General features: G+C 70.1%; 19 protein-coding genes and 1 tRNA gene. 3 read left to right on the top strand and 17 right to left on the bottom strand.

Features of this window, described 5'->3' with window-relative positions; translation table 11 throughout:
• Positions 1-40: 40 nt before the first annotated feature.
• From ITJ66_RS16120 to ITJ66_RS16105, 4 genes are all read right to left on the bottom strand, one after another.
• Positions 41-114, bottom strand: a tRNA-Pro gene (locus ITJ66_RS16120).
• A 123-nt stretch (positions 115-237) separates the two neighbouring features.
• Positions 238-777, bottom strand: a complete 540-nt coding sequence (locus tag ITJ66_RS16115) for a hypothetical protein (protein ID WP_191941638.1) — start codon at positions 775-777, stop codon at positions 238-240.
• Positions 778-1,085: 308 nt separating this feature from the next.
• Positions 1,086-1,631 (bottom strand): hypothetical protein, encoded by a 546-nt coding sequence (locus ITJ66_RS16110; RefSeq protein WP_064296099.1) that lies wholly within the window; start codon positions 1,629-1,631, stop codon positions 1,086-1,088.
• A gap of 123 nt (positions 1,632-1,754) precedes the next feature.
• A complete protein-coding gene (locus tag ITJ66_RS16105) occupies positions 1,755-3,554 on the bottom strand; it encodes a DUF4012 domain-containing protein (RefSeq protein ID WP_194645255.1) in 1,800 nt (599 codons plus the stop codon).
• A gap of 179 nt (positions 3,555-3,733) precedes the next feature.
• On the opposite strand from ITJ66_RS16105, the gene ITJ66_RS16100 reads away from it, so the two are divergent.
• A complete protein-coding gene (locus ITJ66_RS16100; RefSeq protein ID WP_137243718.1) occupies positions 3,734-4,171 on the top strand; it encodes a VanZ family protein in 438 nt (145 codons plus the stop codon).
• Here the strand turns inward: ITJ66_RS16100 and ITJ66_RS16095 are convergent.
• The 6 genes from ITJ66_RS16095 to ITJ66_RS16070 form a co-directional block, all read right to left on the bottom strand.
• Positions 4,147-5,457 (bottom strand): UDP-glucose/GDP-mannose dehydrogenase family protein, encoded by a 1,311-nt coding sequence (locus ITJ66_RS16095; protein ID WP_194645254.1) that lies wholly within the window; start codon positions 5,455-5,457, stop codon positions 4,147-4,149. The genes ITJ66_RS16100 and ITJ66_RS16095 overlap by 25 nt on opposite strands.
• Entirely contained in the window at positions 5,454-6,101 is a 648-nt protein-coding gene (locus tag ITJ66_RS16090) for a thymidine kinase (RefSeq protein ID WP_191941641.1), read from the bottom strand. Before ITJ66_RS16090 ends, ITJ66_RS16095 begins: the two co-directional genes overlap by 4 nt.
• A 72-nt stretch (positions 6,102-6,173) precedes the next feature.
• Entirely contained in the window at positions 6,174-7,640 is a 1,467-nt protein-coding gene (locus ITJ66_RS16085; protein WP_194645253.1) for a malate:quinone oxidoreductase, read from the bottom strand.
• Between the two features lie 115 nt (positions 7,641-7,755).
• Positions 7,756-8,487, bottom strand: coding sequence for an SGNH/GDSL hydrolase family protein (locus ITJ66_RS16080; protein WP_194645252.1), 732 nt, complete (start codon positions 8,485-8,487; stop codon positions 7,756-7,758).
• Positions 8,488-8,521: 34 nt separating this feature from the next.
• On the bottom strand, positions 8,522-9,589 hold the full coding sequence (locus ITJ66_RS16075; RefSeq protein ID WP_194645251.1) for an aspartate-semialdehyde dehydrogenase: 1,068 nt from the start codon (positions 9,587-9,589) through the stop codon (positions 8,522-8,524).
• A gap of 112 nt (positions 9,590-9,701) precedes the next feature.
• Positions 9,702-10,988, bottom strand: a complete 1,287-nt coding sequence (locus ITJ66_RS16070; protein ID WP_064296092.1) for an aspartate kinase — start codon at positions 10,986-10,988, stop codon at positions 9,702-9,704.
• A 211-nt stretch (positions 10,989-11,199) separates the two neighbouring features.
• Here ITJ66_RS16070 and ITJ66_RS16065 point away from each other — a divergent pair, with 211 nt between their 5' ends.
• A complete protein-coding gene (locus tag ITJ66_RS16065) occupies positions 11,200-11,952 on the top strand; it encodes a GNAT family N-acetyltransferase (RefSeq protein WP_064296091.1) in 753 nt (250 codons plus the stop codon).
• Positions 11,953-12,216: 264 nt separating this feature from the next.
• Here the strand turns inward: ITJ66_RS16065 and recR are convergent, their stop codons facing one another.
• The 7 genes from recR to ITJ66_RS16030 all read right to left on the bottom strand — a co-directional run bounded on the left by recR (position 12,217) and on the right by ITJ66_RS16030 (position 25,173).
• On the bottom strand, positions 12,217-12,816 hold the full coding sequence (gene recR, locus ITJ66_RS16060; RefSeq protein WP_056014479.1) for a recombination mediator RecR: 600 nt from the start codon (positions 12,814-12,816) through the stop codon (positions 12,217-12,219).
• A gap of 3 nt (positions 12,817-12,819) precedes the next feature.
• Positions 12,820-15,582, bottom strand: a complete 2,763-nt coding sequence (locus ITJ66_RS16055) for a DNA polymerase III subunit gamma and tau (RefSeq protein WP_194645250.1) — start codon at positions 15,580-15,582, stop codon at positions 12,820-12,822.
• Between the two features lie 134 nt (positions 15,583-15,716).
• Positions 15,717-19,700 carry a family 43 glycosylhydrolase gene (locus tag ITJ66_RS16050; protein ID WP_194645249.1) on the bottom strand — a complete coding sequence of 1,328 codons (3,984 nt, stop codon included), beginning with the start codon at positions 19,698-19,700 and terminating at the stop codon, positions 15,717-15,719.
• A 295-nt stretch (positions 19,701-19,995) separates the two neighbouring features.
• A complete protein-coding gene (locus ITJ66_RS16045; RefSeq protein ID WP_194645248.1) occupies positions 19,996-21,753 on the bottom strand; it encodes a glycoside hydrolase family 35 protein in 1,758 nt (585 codons plus the stop codon).
• A 117-nt stretch (positions 21,754-21,870) separates the two neighbouring features.
• Positions 21,871-23,223 carry a sugar ABC transporter substrate-binding protein gene (locus ITJ66_RS16040; RefSeq protein ID WP_191941649.1) on the bottom strand — a complete coding sequence of 451 codons (1,353 nt, stop codon included), beginning with the start codon at positions 23,221-23,223 and terminating at the stop codon, positions 21,871-21,873.
• Positions 23,224-23,299: 76 nt separating this feature from the next.
• Positions 23,300-24,250, bottom strand: a complete 951-nt coding sequence (locus ITJ66_RS16035) for a carbohydrate ABC transporter permease (protein ID WP_085512471.1) — start codon at positions 24,248-24,250, stop codon at positions 23,300-23,302.
• Complete coding sequence (locus ITJ66_RS16030; RefSeq protein ID WP_064296050.1) at positions 24,250-25,173, bottom strand: carbohydrate ABC transporter permease; 924 nt, start codon at positions 25,171-25,173, stop codon at positions 24,250-24,252. The genes ITJ66_RS16035 and ITJ66_RS16030 overlap by 1 nt, the downstream gene beginning before the upstream one ends.
• 150 nt (positions 25,174-25,323) lie before the next feature.
• Here ITJ66_RS16030 and ITJ66_RS16025 point away from each other — a divergent pair, with 150 nt between their 5' ends.
• A complete protein-coding gene (locus ITJ66_RS16025; protein WP_228501950.1) occupies positions 25,324-26,364 on the top strand; it encodes a LacI family DNA-binding transcriptional regulator in 1,041 nt (346 codons plus the stop codon).
• The last annotated feature ends 351 nt before the right edge of the window (positions 26,365-26,715 follow it).

Genomic DNA, 26,715 nt, shown 5'->3' with positions numbered 1-26,715 from the left:
AAGCCCGGCGGATACTTGCGTATCTGCCGGGCTTGTACTGTCGGGGTAGCGGGATTTGAACCCACGACCTCTTCGTCCCGAACGAAGCGCGCTACCAAACTGCGCCACACCCCGATGGCCCGAAGGCCTTGTCTAGGATAGCCGATTTTTCAGCGGCTGTTCGCCACTTCCTGGAATCGGTGGATCCCGGACCGGATCAGCCGGGCGCCGCCATCGCCGCCCGGCCGACCCGTGTTCTCACGCCTGCTGGCGGCGACGCACGACCACGGTACCGAGCGCGGCGGCACCGACGGCGAGGAGCCCGCCGGCGACCCACGGGAGGGCGGTTCCGGCGAACCCGGTGTCGGCGAGGGCATTGCCCCCGGCAGACGGGTCGGAGGCCGATGCGGCGGCCGCAGCGGCGTCCGCAGGGTCCAGGACGGTGAAGTCCGACGAGTCGGTCACGGCACCCTGGGTCGCGGTCAGCGTGTAGGTGCCTGCGGGGTCCGCAGCCGTGTCGATGGAGACCTGGATGTCGCCGGCCGCGTCGGCGACGGTCGACAGCGTACGAGCGGAGACGCCGGCCGCGGAGGAGTCGATGGTGATCGACACCGTCTGGTTCGCGGCCCAGAAGTCCGAGCACGAGTACGACACCGCCGCGCCGCGCGCGACGCTCGCCGGCGTGATCGAGTTGCAGCTGCCAGGACCGTAGCTGTCGCCCTCGAGCGCGTTGGCTGCGGTGGGCAGCGCGACGACGGCGAGGAGGACGAGTGCGGCGGCGGAGAGAGTTCGTTTCATGTGCGGGCCCCTAGGTGTGCGGATGGCGCATGCGCTGCGTGATGCGACATGCGGACAGGGCCTGGAGCCGAGCGCTGTTCACTCGTGGCCTCCATGGCCGTCATCATGCTAGGGGAGCCGTCATCTCACCAGGGCTGGAAAACCGCGGAATTCCGCGGATGTGACCACCTTTGGGGGTACGACCTGTCCATCTGACGCCAAGCCGGGTGAGGACCGTGCCAAGCCGAAGCCCAGGAGGGTGAGGTGCCCTCCCGTCAGGCCGTGGTCCGAGCGGACGACCGCCCGGACCACGCATCCCGAACGACGGATCAGGCCGTCTTGCGGCGACGGATCGCCATCGCACCGACGACGCCGGCACCGACGACGAGGAGGCCTCCGCCGATCCACGGCAGGGCTCCACCGTCGAAGCCGGTCGAGGCGAACTCACGCTCCGAGACCTGGAACGAGGCGCTCTCCGTGGTCGCGCCCTGGGTCGCGGTCACCATGCAGGTGCCGGAGGCGGTCTTGCTGGTCTCGATCGTCACCGCGAACGCACGGGCGGCGTCGGCGCTGAACGTGCCGGACGTCGGCACGGCGCTCTGTTCGGCGGCCTGCTCGGTCGCGCCAGCGGTGTTCGGCTTCGCAGCGGGAATGCTGCAGCCGGGCCCGGCGACGGTGACCGTCACCGGAGTGCCGGGGTCGAACGTGCCGTCGCAGCGGAAGACGGTCGACTCCCCCTGGGTCACCGACACCGGTGTGAGGGTCGCACAGCCGGCAGGGCCGTAGGTGGACGAGTCGGTCGCTGCACTCGCGGCGGTCGGGGCCGCGAAGACTGCCAGGAGGCAGAGCGATGCTAGGGCAAGGGTGCGCTTCATGTTGATATCCCCAAGGAACGTCGAATACCCCCAGCGTCCGCCGATTTCGGGTGGGCGTCCGCGCGAGGTTCCCCAGGGTCACGAATTCGGGTGCGTGGCTTCCTGAGGTGTTGTCATGCTATGTCAGGAGCCGCACCGAGGGAAGGCCGAAATGGTCGTTTTGCCCGTGATTCCGGGGGTTGTGACCAGGTTTGGGGGTACGTCGGAGGCCTTCGGGGCGAGCACCGTGAAGACGAGTTCCGTTGTCGCCCCCGGAGTGAGGGTCACGTCGGTCTGGGCGTAGAGACGACCGTTCGGGTCGGTCACGGCCTTGACCGGCAGGTCCTCGCCGTCGCTCGCTCCGAGCAGGGTCGCGCCGAGCGGACCGTGGATCACGACGCGCGTCGCGATGTCTCCTGCGGGGGTGCCGAAACGCCCGCCCGCGGTCACGTAGTCCGGCAGGGAGGTCGCAGCGTCCGCCGGCGCGGTGGACGTCAGGGTGACGGCGACGACGTATTCCGCACCCTGCTTCGTGCACCGGGCGTCGCGGATGTCGACCTTCGTCTCCAGGTAGTAGTCCATCTTGGCGCGGGTGAGGTCTTCGAGGTAGACCCCGGTGTACACGGCCGCGTCGTCGGTCGCCGGTGGGATCCCGGCGAGGCTCGTCTGGGCGATCAACGCCTGTTCGGCGGGGACCGCACTCCACACGTGGAGACGGTTCTCCGCGCCGGACTCGGACAGGGCCTGGACGAGCGCACCGGGGTCGGGCGAGCGGGAGATCATGCCCTCGAACACCGCGCCCGAGACCGCGGCGAAGAACGCGTCCTGTACGAGCCGGTCCGGGAACCGGGCGTAGACGTCGCTCAACAGCGTCTTCGCCGCATTGTCGGCGGTGAGCTCGGTGCCGTCCGGGAGGGCGACGGGTCCGGTCGCCTCCAGCAGGTGTGCGAGGACGTAGGGGTCGACGGCGACCACGGTGTCGATGGGCACGCCGAACACCTGGGTCCCCATGGCTGCGGCAAGCTCCCCGGTGCGACTGAAGTCGACCGTGAGGTTGGTGTCCTGGATGTATCGGCCGAGGTTGTCGGTGTAGACGTTCTGCTCGAACGGGGTGAGCGGCAGCACGGGGGCGGGGAATCCGGAGAAGTCGTCGCTCCCCCGGGTGCCGACGAAGGAGATGACGCCGTTCTCCGCGTGGATGAGGGCCACCGCCCCGGCGATGCCGCCACTCGAGCGCAGCTCCGCGTTGTTCTGGATCATCACCATGATGTTCCGGGGCCCGGCCCCGCCCGCCATGTCCGGCAGGAGCGCCGTGGCCCGCGCCGCGGTGTCGAGCATCGTGGACGCACCGGTGATCGTGCGGGTGAGCTTCTCGACGGCGTCGGCGACCACCGGCAGCGCACCGTCCGTGCCGATCGTGTCAACGCGCCCGGCGATGGTGTCAGCCGCTGCGGCCGCGTCGGCCACAGTCGGCGCGACGGCACGGAGCGGTTCCGTCGCGATCGAGCCGTCCCCGGGGAGCAGGGAGGACAGGTTGACCTGATCGGCGATCTCGACGACCCTCGGCACGACGTCGACCGCGACGTCGTCGGTGGCCGCGGCTGCCTGTCGCACCGCGGAGAAGTTCACGCCGAGGAACGGGACCGCCTCGGCCGCCCGCCAGATGGGATCACTCGTCAGCGACACCGCCTCGCCGGTGTGCGTCGTGAGGGCACGCTGCGTGGCCGCGGTGCCGCTCGCGTCACCCTTGAGCACGGCCGACTGGAGCGACTTCGCCTCCGACTGGGCGGCTTCGAGCGCGTTCTTCGCCAAGGACGCCCGGACGCCGAGCCATGCTCCGAGCGCGAGGACGACGAGGAGGACGGCGAGTGCGATCCACCACAGACGCGAACGCCGACGGCCGGGCAGGCGGATGCCGGCCGTCGCCGGGCGTGGGTCAGCCAAGAGTGCTCCTTGTTCGGGTAGGCACAGCCTAACCGTCGGATGACGGCCTCCGAGGGTCGCTGCACGCCCCCTTTCAGGGGTGGACGACGCACGCCACAGCAGGGCTCACGGCCGCTCATGGCCTACGATTGCGGGATGCCGTCAGCACGCCCGTCGACCGATCTGGAGCCGCACCGCAGATGACCCGCACGCCGCGCATCGTGATCGGGATCCTGCTGCTGCTCTGCCTGTGCGTCATGCTCGGCATCGCGTTCTGGCCGACACCCGTCGACGCCGACGGCCGGACGACGCTGCTGGCGATCCTCGATCGCTTGCAGGCCGCGGGTGCCCCGACCTGGTTCGACTACCGCTTCGTCGAATCGGCCGCGAACGTCGTGCTGTTCATCCCGCTCGGCGCCCTGCTCGCTCTGGAGCTGCCGTTGCGGCTCTGGTGGATCGCACCACTGACGACGACCCTGTTCTCGGTCGCGATCGAGCTCGGACAGACCCTACTGCCCGAGCGCGTCGCGACGATCGCCGACGTCTACGCCAATGCGGCCGGAGGGCTGCTCGGCGCGACGATCGTGCTCGTCGTCCGGCTACTCGTCACCGGTCACGGACGACCGAGACCGACGTAACGCCACCCGGCGCCCCGCCAGGCGTCCACGTCGAGGCAGTTGCGTCCGTCGACGATCGTCTTGCCCGCGGTCAACTCGGCGACGGCCGAGGGGTCCAGGGCGCGGAACGCCTTCCACTCGGTCACGACCACGACGATGTCCGCGTCCGTCACGGCCTGCTCGGCTGAGTCAGCGAACTTCAGCTGCGGGTGGAGCCGACGCGCGTTGGGGACGGCTTCCGGGTCGAAGGCGAGCACCTCTGCGCCCAGGCCGTTGAGGCCGACGGCGACGTCGAGGGCCGGCGAGTCGCGGACGTCGTCGCTGTCGGGCTTGAAGGCGAGCCCGAGCACCGCGACCCGCTTCTGATAGGCGCTCCCGCCGAGCTCCTCGACGACGAGGTCGATGACGCGCTGACGGCGACGCAGGTTGATCGCGTCGACCTCCTTGAGGAACGCCACCGACTCCCCACGGCCGAGCTCCTCGGCGCGAGCGGTGAAGGCGCGGATGTCCTTCGGCAAGCAGCCGCCGCCGAACCCGACACCGGCGTTGAGGAAGCGGCGACCGATCCGGGCGTCGTAGCCGATCGCATCGGCGAGCTCCGTGACGTCGGCGTCGGTGACCTCGGCGATCTCCGCCATCGCGTTGATGAAGGAGATCTTCGTGGCGAGGAACGCGTTCGCGGCGACCTTCACGAGCTCCGCGGTCGAGTACCCGGTGGCGACGAGCGGCGTGCCGGTCGAGAGTGCCTGGGCGTAGACCTCGTCGAAGGCGGCCCGCGCGACGGCGGCGTCCTCGGGAGCCGGCGGCAGCCCGTACACGAGTCGGTCGGGCGCGATGGTGTCCTGCACGGCGAAGCCCTCCCGCAGGAACTCCGGGTTCCAGGCGAGCACGGCGCCGGTGGGGGCGACGAGTTCCGCCAGGCGCGCAGCGGTGCCGACGGGGACGGTCGACTTGCCGACGACGACGTCGCCTGCCGACAGGTGCGGCAGGAGGGCCGTCACCGCGGCGTCCACATAGCGCAGGTCGGCCGCGTTGGAACCGGCCTTCTGCGGGGTGCCGACCGCGACGAAGTGCATGGTCGCCCCGGCCGCGTCGGCCATGTCCGTGCTGAACCGCAGGCGGCCCGACTCGACGCCAGCCAGCAGCAGCTCCGGCAGGCCGGGCTCGAAGATCGGCGAGCGTCCGGCGGCGAGCGCCTCGATCTTGGCCGGATCGACGTCGATGCCGACGACCTCGTGCCCGATCGATGCCATGGCGGCCGCGTGCACGGCCCCCAGGTAGCCGCAGCCGATGACGGAGAGCTTCATGCGTGTGATCCTTCGCTGATGGGAGGTGCGGTGGGCGTGCTGGACAGGCGACCGCCGGACTCCTGCAGGTAGCAGACGCCGCAGAGCGATTCATAGGTGACGGTGGTGCCGTCAATGGCGACCTGGTCGCCGTCGAACACGAAGGTGTCGCCGAACCGACGGCCGTTGAAGATCGCCTTCCGACCGCACCGACAGATCGTCTTGAGCTCCTCGAGGCTGTGGGCCACCTCGAGGAGGCGGCGGCTCCCGGGGAACGCGACGGTCTGGAAGTCGGTCCGGATGCCGTAGGCGAGCACCGGGATGCCCTCGAGCAGCGCGATGCGGAGGAGGTCGTCGACCTGTTCCCCGTGGAGGAACTGGGCTTCGTCGACGAGGAGGCAGCTGACGTCCTCGCCGGTCTCCTGCACGACGCGGCGACGGTGCTCAGCGAACACCCGGACGGCGTCGTCGTCAGGACCGAGCAGGAAGTCGGCGTCGCGGGTCACACCGAGGCGACTGACGATGGCGGCGTCGCCCTTCGTGTCGAGGGACGGCTTGGCGAGGAGGACGCGGTGGCCGCGCTCCTCGTAGTTGAACGCCGCCTGGAGCAAGGCGGTGCTCTTGCCGGAGTTCATCGCCCCGTATCGGAAGTACAGTTTCGCCACCAGGCAAGCTTAGGGTTCCCAGGCTGCACCTGTCGCATCCGACGAGGGGCCGGGCGAGCACCCGTGCGGCGGCTACAGCGAGATGTCGAGGGCCTCGGCGGTGCTCTCGAGGACCTTCGCGGCCGTCTCGGGGACGTCGTTCAGCGTCGAGCCGTAGGTCGGGATCATCTCGCGGATCCTCGGCTCCCACGCAGCCATCCGGTCGGGGAAGCACTTGCGCAGGACGTCGAGCATGATCGGCACGGCCGTCGATGCGCCGGGGGAAGCGCCCAGCAATCCCGCGATCGTGCCGTCCGCACCCGTGATGACCTCGGTGCCGAACTGCAGGACCCCGCCCTTGGCCTTGTCCTTCTTCATCACCTGGGCGCGCTGCCCGGCCTCGATGAGGTACCAGTCCTCGTCCTTGGCCGTCGGCAGGAACTCGCGGAGGCTGTCCATCTTCTGCTTGCGGGACTGCAGGAGCTGCCCGATGAGGTACGTGATGAGGCTCGGGTTGTCCTTCGCGACCGCCAGCATCGGGAGGAGGTTGTGCGGGCGCACCTGGGTGACGAGGTCGAGCATCGATCCGCGCTTGAGGAACTTCGGGCTGAACGTCGCGTACGGGCCGAAGAGGAGGCTCGCCTGGCCGTCGACGACGCGGGTGTCGAGATGCGGGACCGACATCGGCGGGGCACCGACCGAGGCCTGGCTGTAGACCTTGGCCTGGTGCTTCGAGACCACCGCGGGGTTGTCGGTGCGGAGGAACTGCCCGCCGATGGGGAACACGCCGTAGCCCTTGATCTCGGGGATCCCGGACTTCTGCAACAGCTTGAGCGCCCATCCGCCGGCACCGACGAAGACGAAGCGGGCGTTGATCTCCATCGGTGAGCGACCGAGGGTCTGGCGGCCACGGATGCGCCACATGCCGTCCTTCAGCCGCTTGAGCGATCGGACCTCGTGGTTGGTGCGGACGTGGGTGTTCGGCGCTGCGCCGAAGAGCTTGTGCGTGAGCGAACCGAAGTCGACATCGGTGCCAGCGGTGATCCGGGTGGCCGCGATGCGTTCGCCGACGGCACGACGGTTGATGAGGAGTGGAGCCCACTCGGCGATGACGGCCGGGTCCTCCGAGAACTCGATGCCGGCGAAGAGCGGCTGGTCCTTCAGCGCCTCGTAGCGCTTCCTCAGGTATTCGACGTCCTTCTCGCCGCGCACGAACGTCATGTGCGGGGTCGGGTTGATGAAGGTGTCGGGGGCGCCGAGCAGACCCTCCTCGACGAGGTGCGACCAGAACTGGCGGCTGAGCTGGAACTGCTCGTTGATGCCGATGGCCTTCGCCGGGTCGACGTGGCCGTGGGCGTCCTGCGGCATGTAGTTGAGCTCGCACAGCGCGGCGTGGCCCGTCCCGGCGTTGTTCCACGGGTTGGAGCTTTCGAGTGCGACGTCGCTCAGGCGCTCGTACACCTCGACCTTCCAGTCAGGCTGCACCTGGTGGATGAGGGCGGCGAGCGTGGCGCTCATGATGCCACCACCAATGAGGGCTACGTCGATGGTTTCGGTCACCAGAGCAGTCTAGTCGCGGCGAGGCCCGAGCTCTCCACCCGCGTGCTGTCGCTGATCGCGTGCAGTGAGATCGCTCGATGTCGAGACACTTCGCCCCGACTGTCTGCCCGCCGGCTCAGCGTCCGGGGAGCGCGGGGGTGAGGGCGTCGAGCTCCTCGAGCATGCGCTGCGCGAGGTGCGCGTACCCGGCGTCGCTCGGGTGGAGGCCGTCGGCGGAGATCCACGTCGCCGGGTCCTCGTCCAGCCAGTGCGACGCCCCGGAGATGTAGTCGGCCCCGATGGTGTCGGCGGCGTCGTGCACCCAGCCGATGATCTGTTCGACGGACGCCGGTCGCTCAGCGGTGTACCACCAGGGCTCCACCACGATGATGCGGGTGCCGGGCAGCCCGTCGCGCAGCCGCTGGAACTCCGGCAGGATCGCGTCCTGGATCGCCTGCTCGTTGCCGGTCCACTCGAAGTTGTCGTTGATGCCGAGCGCGACGATGAGGACCTCGGGGTGCTGCGCGATGACGTCGGCCGTGACATCGCCGACCTTGTCGCGCTTGCGGACGAAGCCGAGACCCGGGTAGCCGGCGTTGTACTCCGTCCAGCCCTCAGCCTGCGCAACGAGCGAGGACCAACGGGCGGCCGGCGACGATGCGGCCGAACCCTTCGTGTACGAGTCGCCGTAGAACGCGACGAGCGGTCCGACGGCGACCTCGGACCCGGAGGTGTCGGCGCGGGCGACCGTCGTCTGCTGGACGTCGGCACGCAGGCCACTCACGGTGATCACCGCGGTGACGGCAATGGCCGCCGCGATGAACGCGGCCAACCACCGTCGGCGCAGGCGTGGTCGCTGGCGGGCCATGTCGTCGTCCCCGATCGGGTGGAGGGAGGGCCGGTCAGACCGCTGCGGGCTGTGCGAGCAGCTCGGCGGCGACGATCTCGGCGATCTGCACCGCGTTGAGGGCGGCACCCTTGCGGAGGTTGTCGTTCGAGATGAACAGGGCGAGGCCCTTGCCGGCCGGCGCGCTCTGGTCCGGACGGATGCGCCCCACGAACGACGGGTCTGCACCGGCGGCCTCGAGCGGCGTCGGCACCTCCGACAACTGGACGCCCGGTGCGTCGCTGAGCAGCTCGATCGCCCGTTCCGGCGACAGGTCGCGCGAGAACTCGGCGTTGATGGAGAGCGAGTGGCCGGTGAACACGGGCACGCGTACGCAGGTGCCCGACACGAGCAGCTCGGGGAGCTCGAGGATCTTCCGGCTCTCGTTGCGGAGCTTCTTCTCCTCGTCGGTCTCGCCCAGGCCGTCGTCGACGATCGAGCCGGCGAGCGGAATGACGTCGAAGGCGATCGGGGCGACGTACTTCTCGGGAGCCGGGAAGTCGATCGCCGAACCGTCGTGGACGAGTCGGGTGAGGTCGCCCTGGGCGACCGCGGCCTCGATCTGGCCGGCGAGTTCAGCCGCACCGGCGAGCCCGGAACCGGAGACCGCCTGGTAGGTGTTGACGATGAGGCGCGTGAGCCCGGCCTCGGCGTCGAGCACCTTGAGGACCGGCATGGCCGCCATGGTCGTGCAGTTGGGGTTCGCGACGATGCCCTTGACCGCGTCCTTGATGGCGTGCGGGTTCACCTCGCTGACGACGAGCGGGACCTCGGGGTCCATCCGCCACGCGCTCGAGTTGTCGATGACGAGCGCACCGGCAGCGGCGAACCGCGGAGCCTGCGTGCGGGAGCCGGTGGCACCGGCCGAGAACAGGGCGATGTCGATACCGCTCGGGTCGGCCGTCTCGACGTCCTCGACCACGATGTCCTGGCCGCGGAACGGGAGCGTCGTGCCCGCCGAGCGAGCCGTCGCGAAGAAGCGGATCTCGCTGATCGGGAACTCGCGTTCCTCCAGCAGGCGGCGCATGACCTTGCCGACCTGACCGGTCGCTCCGACGACACCGACACGTACACCGTTGCTCATGGGGATTCCTCTGGTTTCAGGGGTTGTTGTGAACCATCTTGCATCAGGATCGGCGGGATCGCGCCCGTCGGTCCGTGGTCGGCTTGGTTCCGGAGCCTGTGGAGGAGCCGGCTCAGCGGCCGGTGCCGCCGTGGACGACGGCTTCGTCCTCGCCGTCGAGACCGAACGCGGAGTGGACCACGTTGGCGGCCTTGTTGAGGGTGTCGGCACGCGTCACGACCGAGATGCGGATCTCGCTGGTCGAGATCATCTCGATGTTGATGCCCGCTGCGCTGAGCGCCTCGAAGAGCTTCGCCGAGACGCCGGTGTTCGTGCGCATGCCGGCCCCGACGAGGGCGAGCTTGCCGATCTGGTCGTCGTGCTGGATGGCCGAGAAGCCCACCCGCTCCTGCTCGGCTGCGAGCGCGCGGAGGACCTGCTGCGCCTCGGGCTTCGGCAGGGTGAACGAGATGTCGGTGACGCCGGAGACGGCGGTCGACACGTTCTGGACGATCATGTCGACATTGCCGCCCGACTTCGCGACGATCGTGAAGATCTCCGCCGCCTTGCCCGGCAGGTCGGGGACACCGACGACGGTGATCTTGGCTTCGCTGAGGTCGGTCGCGACTCCGGCGACGATGGGCTGCTCCATGGGTGCCTCACCTGCTCCTGGGTTGTTGCGGCCCGCGTCGTTGAGGACGAGCGTGCCTTCGTTGTTGTTGAAGGACGACCGGACGTGGAGCGTCACGCCGTGGCGGCGTGCGTACTCGACGGCGCGGATGTAGAGGACCTTGGCGCCCGAGGCCGCGAGCTCCAGCATCTCCTCGCTGGAGATGCGGTCGATCTTCCGGGCTTTCGGGACGACGCGGGGGTCGGAAGTGAAGATGCCGTCGACGTCGGTGTAGATCTCGCAGACGTCGGCGTCGAGGGCTGCGGCGAGCGCGACGGCCGTGGTGTCGGAGCCGCCACGACCGAGCGTGGTGATGTCGCGGGTGTCGCGGTTGAAGCCCTGGAAGCCGGCGACGATGACGATGGCGCCGTCGTCGAGGGCCTCGCGCAGGCGCACGGGGGTGACGTCGACGATGCGCGCGGCACCGTGCTGGGCGTCGGTGATCATGCCGGCCTGGCTGCCGGTGAAGGAGCGTGCGACGTAGCCCATGCTGCTGATCGCCATGGCGAGGAGCGCCATCGAGATGCGCTCGCCGCTGGACAGCAGCATGTCGAGCTCGCGGGGCGCCGGGATGGGCGTCACCTCGTGGGCGAGGTCGAGCAGTTCGTCGGTCGTGTCGCCCATCGCCGAGACGGCGACGACGACCTCGTTGCCCGCTTTGCGGGTCTCCACGATGCGCTTCGCCACGCGCTTGATGCTCTCGGCGTCCGCGACGGAGGACCCGCCGAACTTCTGCACGATCAATGCCATCGGATCTCCTGGGGAAGTCGGTGCGGGCACGAGCGGCCCAGCGATCATCCTACCCATCCGGGCATTCCGCGCCGTTCATGTGACGAAGGGCACCCTCACCCGCTCCGGGCAGGAGATCCGCCCCGCAACAGGACGCTTCGGCCCGTTCGGTCCTGCTGTCGCGCCGATCTCCTGCGGTGGGGAGGCGGGTGGGCCTCGGTAGGGTTGGCCTATGCAGCAGGAAGACGCGCGGGTGCTCGCGACGGTGCGACGCCTCTGGCAGGGGCTCGCCTCGCCGACCGCGCGGTTCTCCGCCGGCCGCGTCGCCGTCGTCGTGAACGCCGGCTCGATGGCGTGCCCGCCCGGATGGATCGGCGTCGTCGAGATCGACGGGAGCGCCCTCGCGATCGTGCCCGACGAGGACACCGCCAGGCGACTCGCCATCGAGGACGAATCACCGAGGAGCGTCGGGACGGTCGAGTTCCTCCGTTCGCGCGTGCAGGTCGCCGAGGTCCTCGGGCCGGCAACGCTCGACTACCTCCTGCCGGGGCGGTTCCGACCGGCCGAGGAGATCGACGTGGTGGCGAGTAAGGCGAGCGACCCCGCCATCGAGTCGCTGCTGTCGAAGGTGGGCGACGACGAGGCCTCGGAGAGCGGGATCTTCGGCATCACGTCTCCGCTGTTCTCGGTCCGCGAGCACGGTCGGGTCCTCGCCGTCGCCGGCTACCGGTCGTGGCCGTTGGGTGTCGCTCACGTGACGGCGTTGACCGCCCCGGAGGCTCGCGGGACCGGTCTCGCGACCAGGCTCGCCTCGACCGCGGTCGAGCACGCCCTCGCTGCCGGACTCCTCCCCCAGTGGCGTGCCGCCGACACGAACCCCGGCTCTCGCGCCGTCGCCCGCAAGCTCGGCTTCTCCGCGATCGGCCGGCAGCTGTCGGCCCGCCCGGTGGTCGCCGAGTGGCCGGCGCCCTCCGCCGACGCCTGAGGCGCGCCCGGCTGCCCCAACTCAGGAGTCCCTCGGCACGGCGGAACCCACCAGCCCCGACACACCGGACGACTCCTGAGAATGGACCGATCGGGAGCAGACCCCTCGCCCGGCAAACAGACCCGCGCCTGACCCCGGCCGTGCTGCCCCAACTCAGGAGTCCGTCGGCGCGGCGCAACCCACCAGCCCCGACACACCGGACGACTCCTGAGAAAGGGCCGATGGCAAAAGGGGTGGGGGGGGGCGGGCGACGAGGCGGGGTGGTCAGCCGCTGACGACGGTGCGACCCTCGAAGGCACGACCGAGGGTGACCTCGTCGGCGTACTCGAGGTCGCCGCCGACGGGGAGACCGGAGGCGAGGCGCGTGATGCGGATCCCCATCGGGAGGAGCAGCCGGCTGAGGTACGTGGCGGTCGCCTCCCCCTCGAGGTTCGGGTCGGTCGCGATGATGACCTCGGTGACGGTGCCGTCGGCGAGGCGCTGCATGAGACGACGGATGTTCAGGTCGTCGGGTCCGACGCCGTCGATCGGGCTGATGGCGCCGCCGAGCACGTGGTAGAAGCCGCGGAACTCACGCGTACGCTCGATGGCGACGACGTCCTTCGGTTCTTCGACGACGCAGATCAGGGCCGGGTTGCGACGCGGGTCGCGGCACACGCTGCAGAGGTTCTGCTCGGAGATGTTGCCGCAGATCTCGCAGAACTTGACCTTCTCGCGGACGACGGTGAGCAGCTCGGCGAGCTTCGACACGTCGAACGACTCCGTCTGGAGGATGTGGAACGCGATGCGCTGCGCCGACTTCGGACCGATGCCGGGCAGCCGGCCGAACTCGTCGATCAGATCTTGGACGATTCCCTCGTACATGGCCTACCGCCCTCCGGAGCGCGGCTCGTGCGGCTGCTCCTCGATGAATGTCGCGCCGAGGAGCTCGCGGACGACGCTCTCGCCGTACCGGTTGTCACCCGCGGGGTGGGACGTCGGCACCGGGGGCGCCTGGCGCATCCGGACCGGGGGCTGCGGGCGCTGCTCGGCGACCGGCGCCGCAGGCGGTGCGGCCTGCGGGGAGCCGGCCGGAGCTGCTGATGGCGCGCCGGCAGCAGGGGATGGAGCAGGGGCCGACGACTCGAACGGGTCGGGGTAGGGCGGCTCGTCGTCCGGCGGCGGTGCGTCGTCGTCGGACGGGATCGAGACGACGTCCCAGGTGACGGTGCGCGAGCCGAGCGCGTCACCGTTGGACGGGCCTCGGGCGGGTGCCTGCTGGCGCGGCGGGGTCGACGGCTGGCGCTGCGCGGGTGAGCCGGCCGGCGTCCCGGGGGCTCCGGATCCGGCGGGTCGCCCGGGCTGCCCTTCGACAGGCTCAGGGACCGGAGACGGCCGGGTCGACGAGGCAGGCGCAGAAGACGGGGTGGGCCCTTCGACAGGCTCAGGGACCGAGGAGGGCTGCGTCGACGAGGCAGGCGTGGGAGACGACGTGGGCCCTTCGACGGGCTCAGGGACCGGAGACAGCCGGGTCGCCGAAGCAGGCTCGGACGCGGACGCGGGCCCTTCGACAGGCTCAGGGACCGGGGACGGCCCTTCGACAGGCTCAGGGACCGGGGACGGCCCTTCGACAGGCTCAGGGACCGAGGACGGCTCGGGCTCGTCGGCCGGCGGCGCGACCGTCGCCCACGAGGAGGCGGAGACGGAGGTCTGCTCCTCGGCCGGGGCGGTGACCGACGACGCGGGTGCCGATGGCGCAGCAGCGGATGGCGCGGCGTCGGCCGGCGCAGCGGAGGCGGGCTCGCCGCCGGCTGGTGCGACGGTGGGCCACGAGGAGCGGGATGCCGACCCGCCGCTGATGTCTGCCGACGACGGGGCTGCAGGGGCGGGGACGGTCTGCGGGAGGCTCGGGGTCGACCAGGCGGACGACTCCGACGACGGAGCGCCGGTGGCGGGCGCCGTGGCCCGCGGTGCCGGCGGCTCGTCGGCACCGGCGACCTTGGCGAGGTACTTCACCCGCACGCCGAGGACGTCGAGGACCGCCGTGCGCAAGACCTCCGCGACACCGGTGCCGGGCGCGTGCCGTGCCTTGAAGTCGTTGAGGTCGCTGTTGTTCGCGAAGACGAGCGTGAGGACGTCGTCGTCCGAGTACCCGCCGACCTGGGTGTTGACGACGATCATCCAGGCCTTGCGGTCGGCCTTCTCGACCCGCGCCACGATCTCAGGCCAGGCGTCGCGGATGTGCTGCAGGGTGACCGGGCCGACGCGGGGGGCGGCGGGGGTCGGTGCGGTGGTCTGCGCGTGGTCGGACTCCTGAGCCGGTCGACGGTCGGGGGCCGTGGACTGGCCGGAAGCTGCGGACGGGGCGGCAGCCGGGGCGGAGCTCGCCGCCGTGCTGGCGGGGACCACGCTGGCGGGGGCCGGAACGCGGTCGGCGACCACGGGCTGCGCCGAGACCGCGGGCTGGCCGCCCTCGGCGGCAGCACCCTCGACGCCGATGCGACGCTCGAGCCGCTCCACCCGGGCCAATGCACCACGAGCGGAGTCGTCGGCTGCGGGCACGAGGATGCGCGCCATCATGAGCTCGAGGTGGAGCCTTGGCGATGTCGCACCGGTCATCTGGGTGAGCGCCTCGTTCACGACGTCGGCCGTGCGCGACAGCTCGGCGATGCCGAACGCCCGCGCCTGGGCGAGCATCTTGTCGAGTTCGTCCTGCGGGAGCCCGCGGAGGACCGCCGCCGCGTTCTCGCCTGTGGCGGCCACGACGATGAGGTCGCGGAGTCGCTCGAGCAGGTCGTCGACGAAGCGGCGTGGGTCTTGGCCGGTCTGGATGACGCGGTCGACGGTACTGAAGGCTGCACCGGAGTCGCGGGCGGCCAGGGCGTCGACCACTTCGTCGAGCAGGGCCGTGTGGGTGTAGCCGAGCAGGGCGACCGCGCGCTCGTAGTCGACGGAGTCGCCCTCGGACCCGGCCATCAGTTGGTCGAGCAGGGACAGCGTGTCGCGGGCGGAACCGCCACCGGCCCGGACGACGAGCGGCAGCACGCCGGCCTCGACACCCACGTGCTCGCTCTCGCACAGCTGCTGGACGTAGTCGAGCATCTGCGCCGGCGGGATGAGCCGGAAGGGGTAGTGGTGGGTGCGGGAGCGGATCGTGCCGATCACCTTGTCGGGCTCGGTCGTCGCGAAGATGAACTTCACGTGCTCCGGCGGCTCCTCGACGATCTTCAGCAGGGCGTTGAACCCCTGCGGGGTGACCATGTGCGCCTCGTCGAGGATGAAGATCTTGTAGCGGTCGCGCGCGGGCGCGAAGATCGCGCGCTCGCGGAGGTCGCGGGCGTCGTCGACACCGTTGTGGCTGGCCGCGTCGATCTCGACGACGTCGAGCGAGCCGGAGCCGTCGCGGGAGAGGTCGACGCAGCTCGCGCAGACGCCGCATGGGGTGTCGGTCGGGCCCTCGGCGCAGTTGAGGCAGCGGGCGAGGATGCGAGCGGACGTCGTCTTGCCGCAACCGCGTGGACCGCTGAACAGGTACGCGTGGTTGACGCGGTTGGTGCGGAGGGCCGTCATGAGGGGATCGGTCACCTGCGCCTGACCGATCAAGTCGGCGAACGTCTCGGGCCGATACCGGCGATACAGAGCTGTGACCACCCACCAATGGTAGCCGTCGCCCCCGACATCGGAGTCGGGGATCGGACTCCCCCGTCCGTTCGCCCATTCCCGGGCGAACGAACGTTCCCTCGCCCAGGAATGGGCGAGGGAACGTGTGCTTCAGGCGGAAGCCGTCAGCGTCGGACGATCATGATCCAGGAGAGCTGCACGTCGGTGCCGCCACCCGAACCGACGGGATCGAGGGTGATCGACAGACGGCCGTCCGCATCCGGCTGCACGGACGACAGCGTCGCCACGGTCGGGGTGCCGGTGATCGGTTGCGCACTGAGCAGCGTCGCCCCGTTCGCCCCGATGTCCGCGCGCCGGTTGTCCGCCCACTGCGACCACGGGTCGTACAGCCCGACGTACACGTCGTAGCTCCCTGCGTCGAGGGAGTCGAACGCGTACTCCAGCGTGCGGTCGGTCGCGGAACTCGCGACGTAGCGGAGCGACTCCGAGAACGGCCCGTCGGTCGTTCCCGTCTCCGCGCCGACGACGCCCCAGTTCGCGCCGGTGGCCGCGTCGGCCCCGAGCGTCCGGTCGAACGTCGAGTTGAGCAGGGTGCCGTCGGCCTCCGCCACCGAGCGGATCGCGTCGTACTCAGGCGACGCCGATCCCCCGGCGTCGACGAGGTAGACGAGGTCCTTCGGGACGACCGTGACCTGCCGGGTCACCGGCCGGGAGACGCCCTCGACGGTGCCGGTGAGCGAGACCGGACCGGGGACGGCGAGTGCCGCGGTGTCCCACGTGATCGTCCGGGTGGTCGTCGTGCCACCCTCCGTGACCTGCGCCTCGCTCGGCAGGGTGCTCGCGTCGCCGAGCCGGACGGTGGCCGGCACGTCGACGTCGACCGCGACCTTGCCCTTCCCCTCGAGGTCCGCGAGCGTCCACTCGTCGTACCACTTCAGGGACAGGGATCCGTCGTCGCCGAACTCGAGCGGGAGCCAGACGGCCGGCGCGTTGCGGAGGTCGGACGGCGTCCAGCGATCACCCATGTAGATGAACTTGCCGGCGGCCGCGTCGATGGGGATCACGGACGTGCTCTGGCTGCCGTGGGTCGTCGACGCACCGGAGCCGCTCACCGGGTTGCCGTGGTCGGTCCACTCCCCCAGCATCGAGTCGGCGGTGGCGTACTTGGCCGGATTGGGGTTCCAGCCGGTCGCGCCCGAGGTGATGAGGTAGTACGTGCCGTCGTAGACGAACACGGCCGGAGCTTCCCGCTGCCCACCGATGTAGGTGCGGGTGAAGTCCTCGCCCTTCACGGCGCGGTCGACGGGTGCCGACAGGAACATGAAGTTCGACGACAGCTTGGAGATGAAGAGGGTCAGGTTCTCCTCGCTCGCGTAGATGATGTAGCCGGTGCCGTCGACGTCGGTGAAGAGGTTCATGTCGCGGGCCATACCGGGGCTGTCGGGCTGGTAGTTCGGCTCGCCCTCTGGTGCGACGTTCAGGCGGTAGCTGTCCACGTAGCGGAACGGGCCGGTCGGCGAGTCGGAGACCGCGACCCCGGCGGTCGCCTTCGCGTACTGCGCGTCGGAGGTCGCACTCGGTCCGTCGGTGTGGATCCACATGACCCATTGCTCGGTGGCGGCGTTGTACATGACCTTCGGCCGCTCGAGGATCGCCGCGGGGACGGCCGGATCGCTCGGGACCGTCAGGAGGTCGCGGACGACCGCCGCCCGTTGCCGGGCCGTGTAGTCGGCGTACAGCTCGGCTGCGACCGGATCGGTCGTGAGCTGGTCGGCGGTCGACAGGGCCTGCAGCGCGAGGCCCTCGTCGGTCCAGTTGTACAGGTCTCGCGAGGAGTACACGTGCACCCCGCGGCTGCTCGCGTAGCCGTTCCACCGGTCTTCGCCGTACCAGTAGTAGATCGGCTGGCCGTCGGCGTCCGTCGACGGCACGACCTGCCCGCCGTGCGCCTGGATCGGGTTGCCCTGGTCGTCGACCCAGGCCTGGCCCGGGCGGAACGAGTCGTAGGTGACGATCGGCCGGAGTGCGGTGAGTGCGGCACCGAGCGCGTCGTAGGCGGCGGTGAGCGCAGCGGTGTCGGTCGACCCGGCGTCGACGAGCGCCTGGGCGTCGACGATGGCCGCGTCGAGGACGGCGAGCGAGTCGGCGACGTACCCGGCGCGCTGCCCTTCGTCGAGCGTGACGGCTCGGATCTTGGCCGCGAGCACCTCGGTGGACGCCGTGTGCGGCGCTCGGATGACGATGTAGTTGACCGCGGGATCGGTGTAGGTGTTGGTCCGGCCCGCCGGGCTGTGGACCTCGAGGTCGAGGGTGCCGTCGTCGACGCTCACCGTGAGCTGCTGCTCGAGGAGCGCACCGGCCGGCGCGGTGACCTGGGCGAGCGTCTCGCCCTCCGCCTTGAGGTCGAGCGGTCGTGCCGCCCAGCCGCTCGGCAGGTTGAACCCGAGGGTGACCTCGTAGTCGCCGGCCGGGAGGTCGAAGGCGTAGTCGACCGACCGCGTCGGGAGGGAGCTGCCCGCGGGCGGCGCGTCGTACCGGAGGGAGGCGGTCTTCTCGGTCCCGGAGGAGCTGTTCGCCGTCGGGTTGCTGTTCGCGTCGGCGACGAATCCCCAGGACGCGCCGGTGGCGGCGTCGACCCCGTAGGACTGGTCGGTGCGTGACTGGTACAGCCCGATGTGGTCGCCGGCGGAGACCGCATCGGTCACCGTGCTGCCGGCGTTCGCGAAGTAGAGGACGAAGTCGTTGGCGACGAGCTCGTCGACCGTCGGGCTCGGGTAGCTCGGTGCGGCCTCGGCACGCGGTGCGTCGGCCGTGACGAGGGCGCCGGAGAGCCCGAGGGCGAGGACGACCGCGCCCGCGACGCCACTGCGCCCGACACCGCCGCTGGAGGAGGCGTCCTCGGCGGCACTCGAGGCCCCGACCCGACGACGGCGGAGGATGAGCATTGCACCCGCGAGCAGGAGTACCGCAGCCACGATCACCGCGGCGGCGATCGAGACACCCGACACAGCGAGCCCACCGGCACCGCCTGCATCCGTGCCCGAACCGGGCTGACCGACACCCGGGTCCGCCCCGGGCTCGCCGCCCGGCCCGGTTCCGGGATCGGTGCCGCCGGGCAGGGAGTCGACGGTGTTGCCCGGGCCGCCGTTCGTGCCACCGGCGACGGGGACCGCACCGGCCGCGGCGACGGCACCCGTCTCGCCGAGCGCGACACCGGCCGCGAGCAGACCGTCGGGCAGCGCCGAACGGGCGTCGTCGGCACCCCAGACGGTGACCGATCCGTCGGCGGCGATCGCCCCGGACAGGTACGGACCCGCGAAGACACGGACGACGTCGACCCCGTCGAGGGACGCCGGCACCTCGGTCTGGCCGGAGCCGTCCGCGCCCCAGGCGAGGACGGTGCCGTCGTCGGCGAGGGCGAGCGTGTGGTCGGTGCCGGCGGCGAGCTGCACGACGTCCTCGTCGGCGAGCGCCGTCGGGAGCTCGAGCTGCCCGGCGTCGCTCCGGCCCCAGGGGACGACGTCACCGTCGTCGGTGAGGGCGACGGTGAAGCCGGATCCGATGGCGACGTCGGTCACGCGTGCACCGTCGAGCGCGGTCGGGAGGTCGTTCTGTCCGAACGCGTCGTCACCCCAGAGCGCGAGCGTGCCGTCCACGCGGACGGCGGCCGAGTTCGGTCCGCCGGCGGCGATGCGGAGGACCCGGTCGAGTCCTGCCGGGACCGTGGCCTGGCCGTCGGCGTCGCGGCCCCAGGCGGTGACGGTGCCGTCGGCGGCGAGCGCGAGCGAGTGGTTCGTGCCGGCCGCGACCTGGGTCATCGTCCCCGTGAGGCTCGGGACGGTCGACTGGCCGAAGCCGTCGGCGCCCCACGCGAGCACGGTGCCGTCCGCGCCGAGCGCCACGGCGTGGCCGAGACCGGCGGCGACGCCGTTCACCGGAGTGCCGACGAGCTCCGCGGGAGCCGCCGGGTCGCCCCAGCTGAGCAGGGTCGCCGCGGGCGCCTCGGCAGCGGCCGCGCTCCCCGCCGTCAGAGCGGTGCTGCCGACGATGGCGACCGTCAGGAGGCCGGCGGCGAGACCACCCCGCCGCAGGACGGCGGCACCTCCATCCGGTGTCGATCGGTCGGGTCGTCTCGTCGCTCGTCGCATGCTGCGGCGTCCTTTCACGTCATCGTGGGGTGCTGCGGAGGTGGTGCTCAGGTGCTGCGGCCCTTCGACAAGCTCAGGGACCGGGGTTGAGGTCAGGGACCGGGGTTGGGATCAGGGACCGGGGTTGAGGTCAGGGACCGGGGTTGAGGTCAGGGACCGGGGTTGAGGTCAGGGACCGGGGTTGAGATCAGGACCGGGGTTGAGATCAGGGACCGGGACCGGGTCAGGGGTCAGGGACGGGGTGGTGCGGTCGGCGCCGCGTCTGTGCGGGCGACGCCGACCGGATCGTGGGCGGCTAGAACTCGGTCGGGCCGAGCGAGGGGCGGGCGAGGAAGGAGAGTGTCGGCGTCGTGAGCGCGTGGAACTCGAACACCGTGAAGCGGTTCTCTCCGGCACGGAGCTGGCCGCCGGGGACGTACAGCGTGTGCTGTGGCCCCCGCGACCAGTAGCGGCCGAGCAGGAAGCCGTTCACCCAGACGAGCCCCTTGCCCCAGGCCGCGGTGTCGAGGAACAGGTCGGTGGGCGCGTCGAGCGTGACGGTGGCGGTGAGCAGGACCGGCCCGGCACCGCTGATCGTGGCGCCGGACGTCCGCGTGGCTGCGGCGTCCACGACGGCGTCGAGGCGGTCGAGGGCCACGGGCGCGATGCCCCACGACGTGAGTTCCACGTCGTCGAGCGACACGGGCCCGATGATCCCCTTCGGCTCCCCCAGGCGCTTGCCGTAGTTCACGCGGCCCTGGTTCTCGAGGAGGAGTTCGAGCGTCTCACCCGCCGGGATCACGATCGACCGCTCCTTGAACTCGCGGGTGAGCGCGCCGACCGGCACGCCGTCGACGGAGACGACCACGCGGTCGCGCACCTCGGCGAACCGGAGCACCCCGCCGCGTCCACCGAGCGACGCCCGGTAGCGCGCCAGACCGCTGAACGCTCCGAGTTCGTCCATCGTGGGGATCCGGTCGAACGCCTGGAGCGGCGCGATCCCGTCGGCCACGTCCGCGAACGGGACCTCCTGCTCGAAGGACGCGGTGAACGCCGGGGCGTCCGTCGCCGCCGGTGGGATCTCGGTCGGCACCTCGGCGTACTTCGCGATCACGTCGCGGAAGGCGAAGAACTTCTCCGTCGCGTGGCCCGCCTCGTCGAGGGGCGCGTCGTAGTCGTAGGAGGTGACGTGCGAGCGGTACTGCCCCTTGTCGTTCGCGCCCCCGGTGAACCCGAAGTTCGTGCCGCCGTGGAACATGTAGACGTTCACGGACGCGCCGGCCGCGAGGAGCGCGTCGAGGTCGGCAGCCGTCTCCGCGACGGGCGTCGTGTGGTGGTGCTCGCCCCAGTGGTCGAACCAGCCGTCCCAGAACTCCGAGCACATGAGCGGCCCGGTCGGCTGGTGTTCCCGCAGGGTCGCCAGGCGTTCGAGCGAGCGGCTGCCGAACGAGCCGGTCTTGTGGAGTTCGGGGATGCTGCCGTCCTCGAGCATCTGAGCCGTGGGCTGGTCGACGGTCGTCAGCGGCACCGTGATGCCGAGCTCGCGGGTCCACGCGGTGAGCGTGCGCAGGTAGTCGTGGTCGTCGCCGTAGGCGCCGTACTCGTTCTCGACCTGCACGAGGATGACGGGACCGCCGCGGTCGATCTGCAGCGGGGCGACGATCGGCAGCATCGCCTCGAAGTACTCGCGGACGGCGGCCAGGTAGCGCGGTTCACTGCGACGGAGGCCGAGTTCGGGGTCGTGCAGCAGCCAGCCGGGCAGGCCGCCGTTGTCCCACTCGGCGCAGATGTAGGGGCCGGGACGCACGATCGCGTACATGCCGGCGTCGGCGATGAGGCCGAGGAAGCGTTCGAGGTCGTTCACGCCCGTGGTGTCGAACACGCCGCGCTCGGGGCTGTGCTGGTTCCACGCGACGTAGGTCTCGATGGTGTTGAGGCCCATGAGCTTCGCCTTCGCGATGCGGTCCGCCCACTGCTCGGGGTGCACCCGGAAGTAGTGGAGGGCTCCGGAGAGGATCCGGAACGGCTGACCGTCGAGCAGGAAGTCGTCGTCGCCGATGGAGAAGGTGGGCATGCTGGGGCTCCGTGATGAAGGGGTGCGGATGGAGCGACCACGGCCGGCCGGAGCGGATCCCGGAGGACCCTCCGACCGGCCGCGGTCGATGGTGCTGGTGCTGCAGGTGCCGTTCGGCTACTTCTCGGTGACCGTGAAGCCCTGCGTGTTGCCGTACTCGACGAGCTGCTTCTGCCAGTCGGCGAGGCCGTCGTTCAGGTCGGCCTTGTTCGCGTAGGACTGTCCGACGGTGTCGGCGAAGATGCTGTTCGCGTAGACCTGGTACGGCAGGTACTGCCACCCGGTCGACACGTCCTTCGCGCCCTGCACGAGGACCTCGTTGATCTTCTGGCCACCGAAGTACTCGGGAGCCGCGGAGAGGAACTCGTCGGAGTTCAGGTCGGCGGTCGTCGCCGGGAAGCCACCGTTGTCGAGGAAGACCTTGACGCTGTCCTCGTCATTGTTCAGCCACTTGAGGAAGCCCGCGGCGAGCGCCGGGTTCTTGCTCTGCTTCAGCACGACCTGGCCACCGCCACCGTTCTCGGCGTTGGCGGGCTTGCCGTCGTAGGTCGGGATCGGGGCGACGCGCCACTGGCCGGAGCCCTCGGCGACGGACGACTCGAGCACGCCGGGCATCCAGGCGCCCGCGATGAGCGTCGCGATGCTGCCGTTGCCGAGCGACTTGTACCAGTCGTCGCTCCACCCGGGGACGTCGGAGAGCAGGCCGCCTTCGACGAGCGGGTTCCAGGTGTCGGCCCACTTCTTGGCGCCCTCGTCGGCGAGGTTGACACTCACCTTGGTGCCGTCGGCGGTGAACGGACGTCCACCGGCCTGCCAGATCATGCTGGTCGCGAAGCCGGAGTCACCGGAGTCGTTGGTGATGTACTTCGACGGATCGGCCGTGTGCAGCTGTGCGGCTGCCGCGACGTACTCGTCCCACGTGGTCGGCACGGCGATGCCGTACTGGTCGAACACCGTCTTGTTGTAGAACATGGCCATGGGGCCGGAGTCCTGCGGGAGGGCGTAGAGGCCGTCGCCGATGTTGACGGAGCTCCACGGGCCGGGGCTGTAGTCGTCCTTCAGGTCGCCGAAGCCGTAGGCGTTGAGGTCGACGAGGGAGTCGCTGAGCGCGAACTGCGGAATGGCGTAGTACTCGACCTGCGCGACGTCGGGGGCACCCTTACCGGCCTTGATCGCGTTCTGCAGCTTCGTGTACTCGGTGGTGTTGGTGCCGGCGTTGACGAGGTTGACCTTGACCTTGGGGTAGGCCTTCTCGAACGCGGCGACCTGCGCCTCGGCCGAGGGCGTCCAGGACCAGTAGGTGATCTCGCCACCGGCTTCGAGGGCGGACTCGATGTCCTTGGCGTCGCCCGAGGCGGTGCTGCCGCCGCCGGACGAGCAGGCGACGAGCGAGGCTCCGATCATCGCGGACGCGACGGCCGCCGTGGCCGCGCGGCGCAGAACCGTGCGAGACGGTGAGATGCGCTTCATGGGTGTTTCCTTTCACTGCGTTGGGAGGAGGAGGTGATGCGGGTGGTGCGGTGGTGCGGGTTGGGAACGGCGGGGATCAGCCCTTGACGCTGCCGGCGCTGAGGCCCGACTGCCAGAAGCGCTGCAGGAAGAGGAACGCGATGACGATCGGGACGATGGTCAGGAGCGATCCGGTGATCACGAGGTTGAAGATCGGCTGCGCGGCGACACCGGTGGCCTGGGCGCTCCACTGGCTGAGACCGACGGTGAGCGGATACCAGGTGGGCTCCGACAGCATGATGAGCGGCAGGAAGTAGTTGTTCCAGGTCGCGACGATCGCGAAGAGGAGCACCGTGACGATGCCGGGGCCGAGGAGTCGCAACGAGATCGTGAAGAAGGTGCGGAACTCCCCCGCGCCGTCCATGCGGGCGGCCTCGAGCAGTTCGGTCGGGACCGCGTCCACCGCGTACGTCCAGATGAGGTACAGACCGAACGGGCTGACGAGCGAGGGCAGGATGACCGCCCACGGCGTGTTCGTGAGGCCGAGCTGGCTGAACATCAGGAAGGTCGGGACGGCGAGGGCCGTGCCCGGCACCGCGATGGAGCCGAGGATGATCGCGAACACGGCGCGCTTGCCGGGGAACCGGAACTTCGCGAGGCCGTAGCCGCCGATCGTCGCGAGGAGCGTCGCCCCGCCGGCACCGACCACCACGTAGAGCAGCGTGTTGCCGAACCAGCCGACGAACTGCCCGTCGCGGTAGGTGAGGGTGTCGACGATGTTCTGCCAGAGGTTGAACCCACCGTCGCCGAACCAGAGGCCGAAGGAGGAGAAGAGGTCGGGCTGGGACTTCGTCGCGTTGATGACGAGCCACAGGATCGGGACGACCGAGTAGATGAGGAAGACGGCCATGACGATCGTGAGGACGATCGAGCGCTTGCGGCGCGGGTCGTGACGCTTCCGGGTGGGGCGGTCGAAGGCGCGCGGGTTGCGGGCGGTCCGGGTCGACACGGTCTGCGGGCGGACGGTCGGGTTCGAGACGGTGGCCATCAGCTGTTCTCCTGTCGGGAGCCGCGCACCTGCACGACGTAGGCGATGACGGCGGTGATGACGCCCATGATGATCGCGACCGTCGCCGCGAGGTTGAACTGCTGGCCGGCGAAGGACAGGTTGTAGGCATACATGTTCGGGGTGAAGTTGCTCGTGATCACGTTGGGCGCGAGGTTCTTCAGCAGGTTCGGCTCGTTGAAGAGCTGGAACGACCCGATGACGGAGAAGATCGTGGCGATGACGAGCGCTCCGCGGAGGGCGGGGATCTTGATGCTGAAGACGGTGCGGAACTGTCCGGCCCCGTCGATCTCGGCCGCCTCGTAGATCTCACCGGGCACGACGCGGAGGGCGGCGTAGAAGATGAGCATGTTGTAGCCCATGAACTCCCACGTCACGATGTTGCCGATGGACGCGAGGACGGCCTGGGAGCTGAACGGCTCGAGGATCTGGGCACCGACGAGGTCGTTGAAGCTGCCGGCGAGACCGAACTGGTCGCCGTAGATGAAGCCCCAGATGAGCGCCGCGACGACGCCCGGGACGGCGTAGGGCAGGAAGAGCGCGATGCGGAAGAAGGCGGCGCCGTGGAGCCTGGCGCTGTCGAGTGCGAGCGCGGCGGTGAGCGAGAGGGCGAGCATGATCGGCACCTGCACGACGAAGAACAGTGCGACGCGACCGAACGGCTCCCAGAACTTCGGGTCCTGGAGGACCTGGGCGTAGTTCTCGAAACCGACGAAGGCGTTGCCGCCGATGAGCTTCTCCTGGAAGAAGCTGAGGTAGAGCGCGTAGACGAGCGGGGCGATGATCATCAGCGCGAAGACGATCATGAAGGGGGCGATGAACGCCCAGCCCTTCCAATCCCGGCGGTCGCGTCGGTGGACACGGACCGCTGGTGGCCGGCCGGTGCGAGCGGTCGTAGTGGTCATGGGCAGCTTCCTTGCTGGGATTCGGGCGGAACCGTCGTGCGGTGGAGCCGTGCGGGGAGGGGATCGCGGTGGATGTTTACGTCAACATCTGATCGGTACCATAGCATGTTCACGTCAACATGCAAGGATGGATGCGACGATAGGGAGACCATGACGGACACCACCCGGAGAGCGCCTGGCCGCGCCAGGCGAGCACCGTCGATGGCGGACGTCGCGGCGCACGCCGGCGTCTCCTCCCAGACCGTCTCCCGTGTCGCGAACGGGCTGACCAACGTGGACGACGGCACCCGAGACCGCGTGCTCGAGGCGATGACCGAGCTCGGCTACCGCCCGAACAAGGCTGCGCGGGCGCTGCGATCGGGGCGCACCCGCAGCATCGGGATCACGATGTTCACGCTCTCCTCCTACGGCAACATGCGCACGCTCGACGCGATCACGGTCCAGGCCGCACGGGCCGGCTACTCGGTCACGGTCGTGCCCGTCGAGTACCCGACGCAACGCGACGTCGCGGTCGCCCTCGACAGCCTCCGCGAGCAGGACGTCGACGGTCTCATCATCGTCATCGAGTCGCACATCGTCGACGGTGCCGACGTCGAACTGCCTGCAGGTCTCCCCGTCGTCGTCATCGACTCCGCGGCACGCACCGACTACCCCGTGGTGGACAACGACCAGGCGCAAGGCGCGGCACTCGCCACCCAGCACCTCCTCGACCTCGGACACCAGGGCGTCTGGCACATCGCCGGACCCCGCACCTCCTACTCGGCGGCTCGTCGCGAGCAGAGCTGGGCCGACACCCTGCGAGAGGCCGGGATCACGCCGCCGCCCGCGTTCCGCGGCGACTGGTCGACGACCTCGGGCTACGAGATCGGCCTCGAGATCGCCGAGCGCCCGGAGATCACGGCCGTGTTCGCCTCGAACGACCAGATGGCGCTCGGGCTCCTGCGCGCCCTGCACGAGCGCGGGCGTGCCGTGCCGGAGTCGATCAGTGTCGTCGGCTTCGACGACACCCCGGAGTCGGACTCGTTCTGGCCGCCGCTCACGACGGTGCATCAGGACTTCGACGAGATCGGACGCCGGGCGATCACCACCCTCCTCCGCGAGATCGAGGAGGGCCCGCAGCTCTCCACCGAGCCCCTCACCCCGACGTCCCTCGTCGTCCGCGCGAGCACGGCTCCCCCGCCCGTGGTCTGAGGCGAGGGAGGCACTCCACGCGGTCATTGAGCCTGTCGAAATGCCCACGGCGACACCTCGACCAGCTCGGCGAACGAAGCCCCGGTCATTGAGCCTGTCGAAATGCCAGCTCCGCACTTCGACAGGCTCAGTGACCGGCGTAGGGGCCTCAGTGACCGGCGTAGGGGCCCCAGTGACCGGCGTAGGGGCCTCAGTGACCGGCGTAGGGGCCTCAGTGACCGGAACGGACCGGAACGGGGACCTCAGCGACCGGGCCAGCCTTGACACCTGAGCGAGGGGTCGCCCATACTCGTCGGAAATGTTGACGTGAACACGGGGGTTCGACGCCGCCGAATGTTCACGTGAACATCC

The organism is Plantibacter sp. VKM Ac-2885 (assembly GCF_015351205.1).
Lineage (GTDB): Bacteria > Actinomycetota > Actinomycetes > Actinomycetales > Microbacteriaceae > Plantibacter > Plantibacter auratus.
This window is presented reverse-complemented; position numbering and strand designations above follow the sequence as displayed.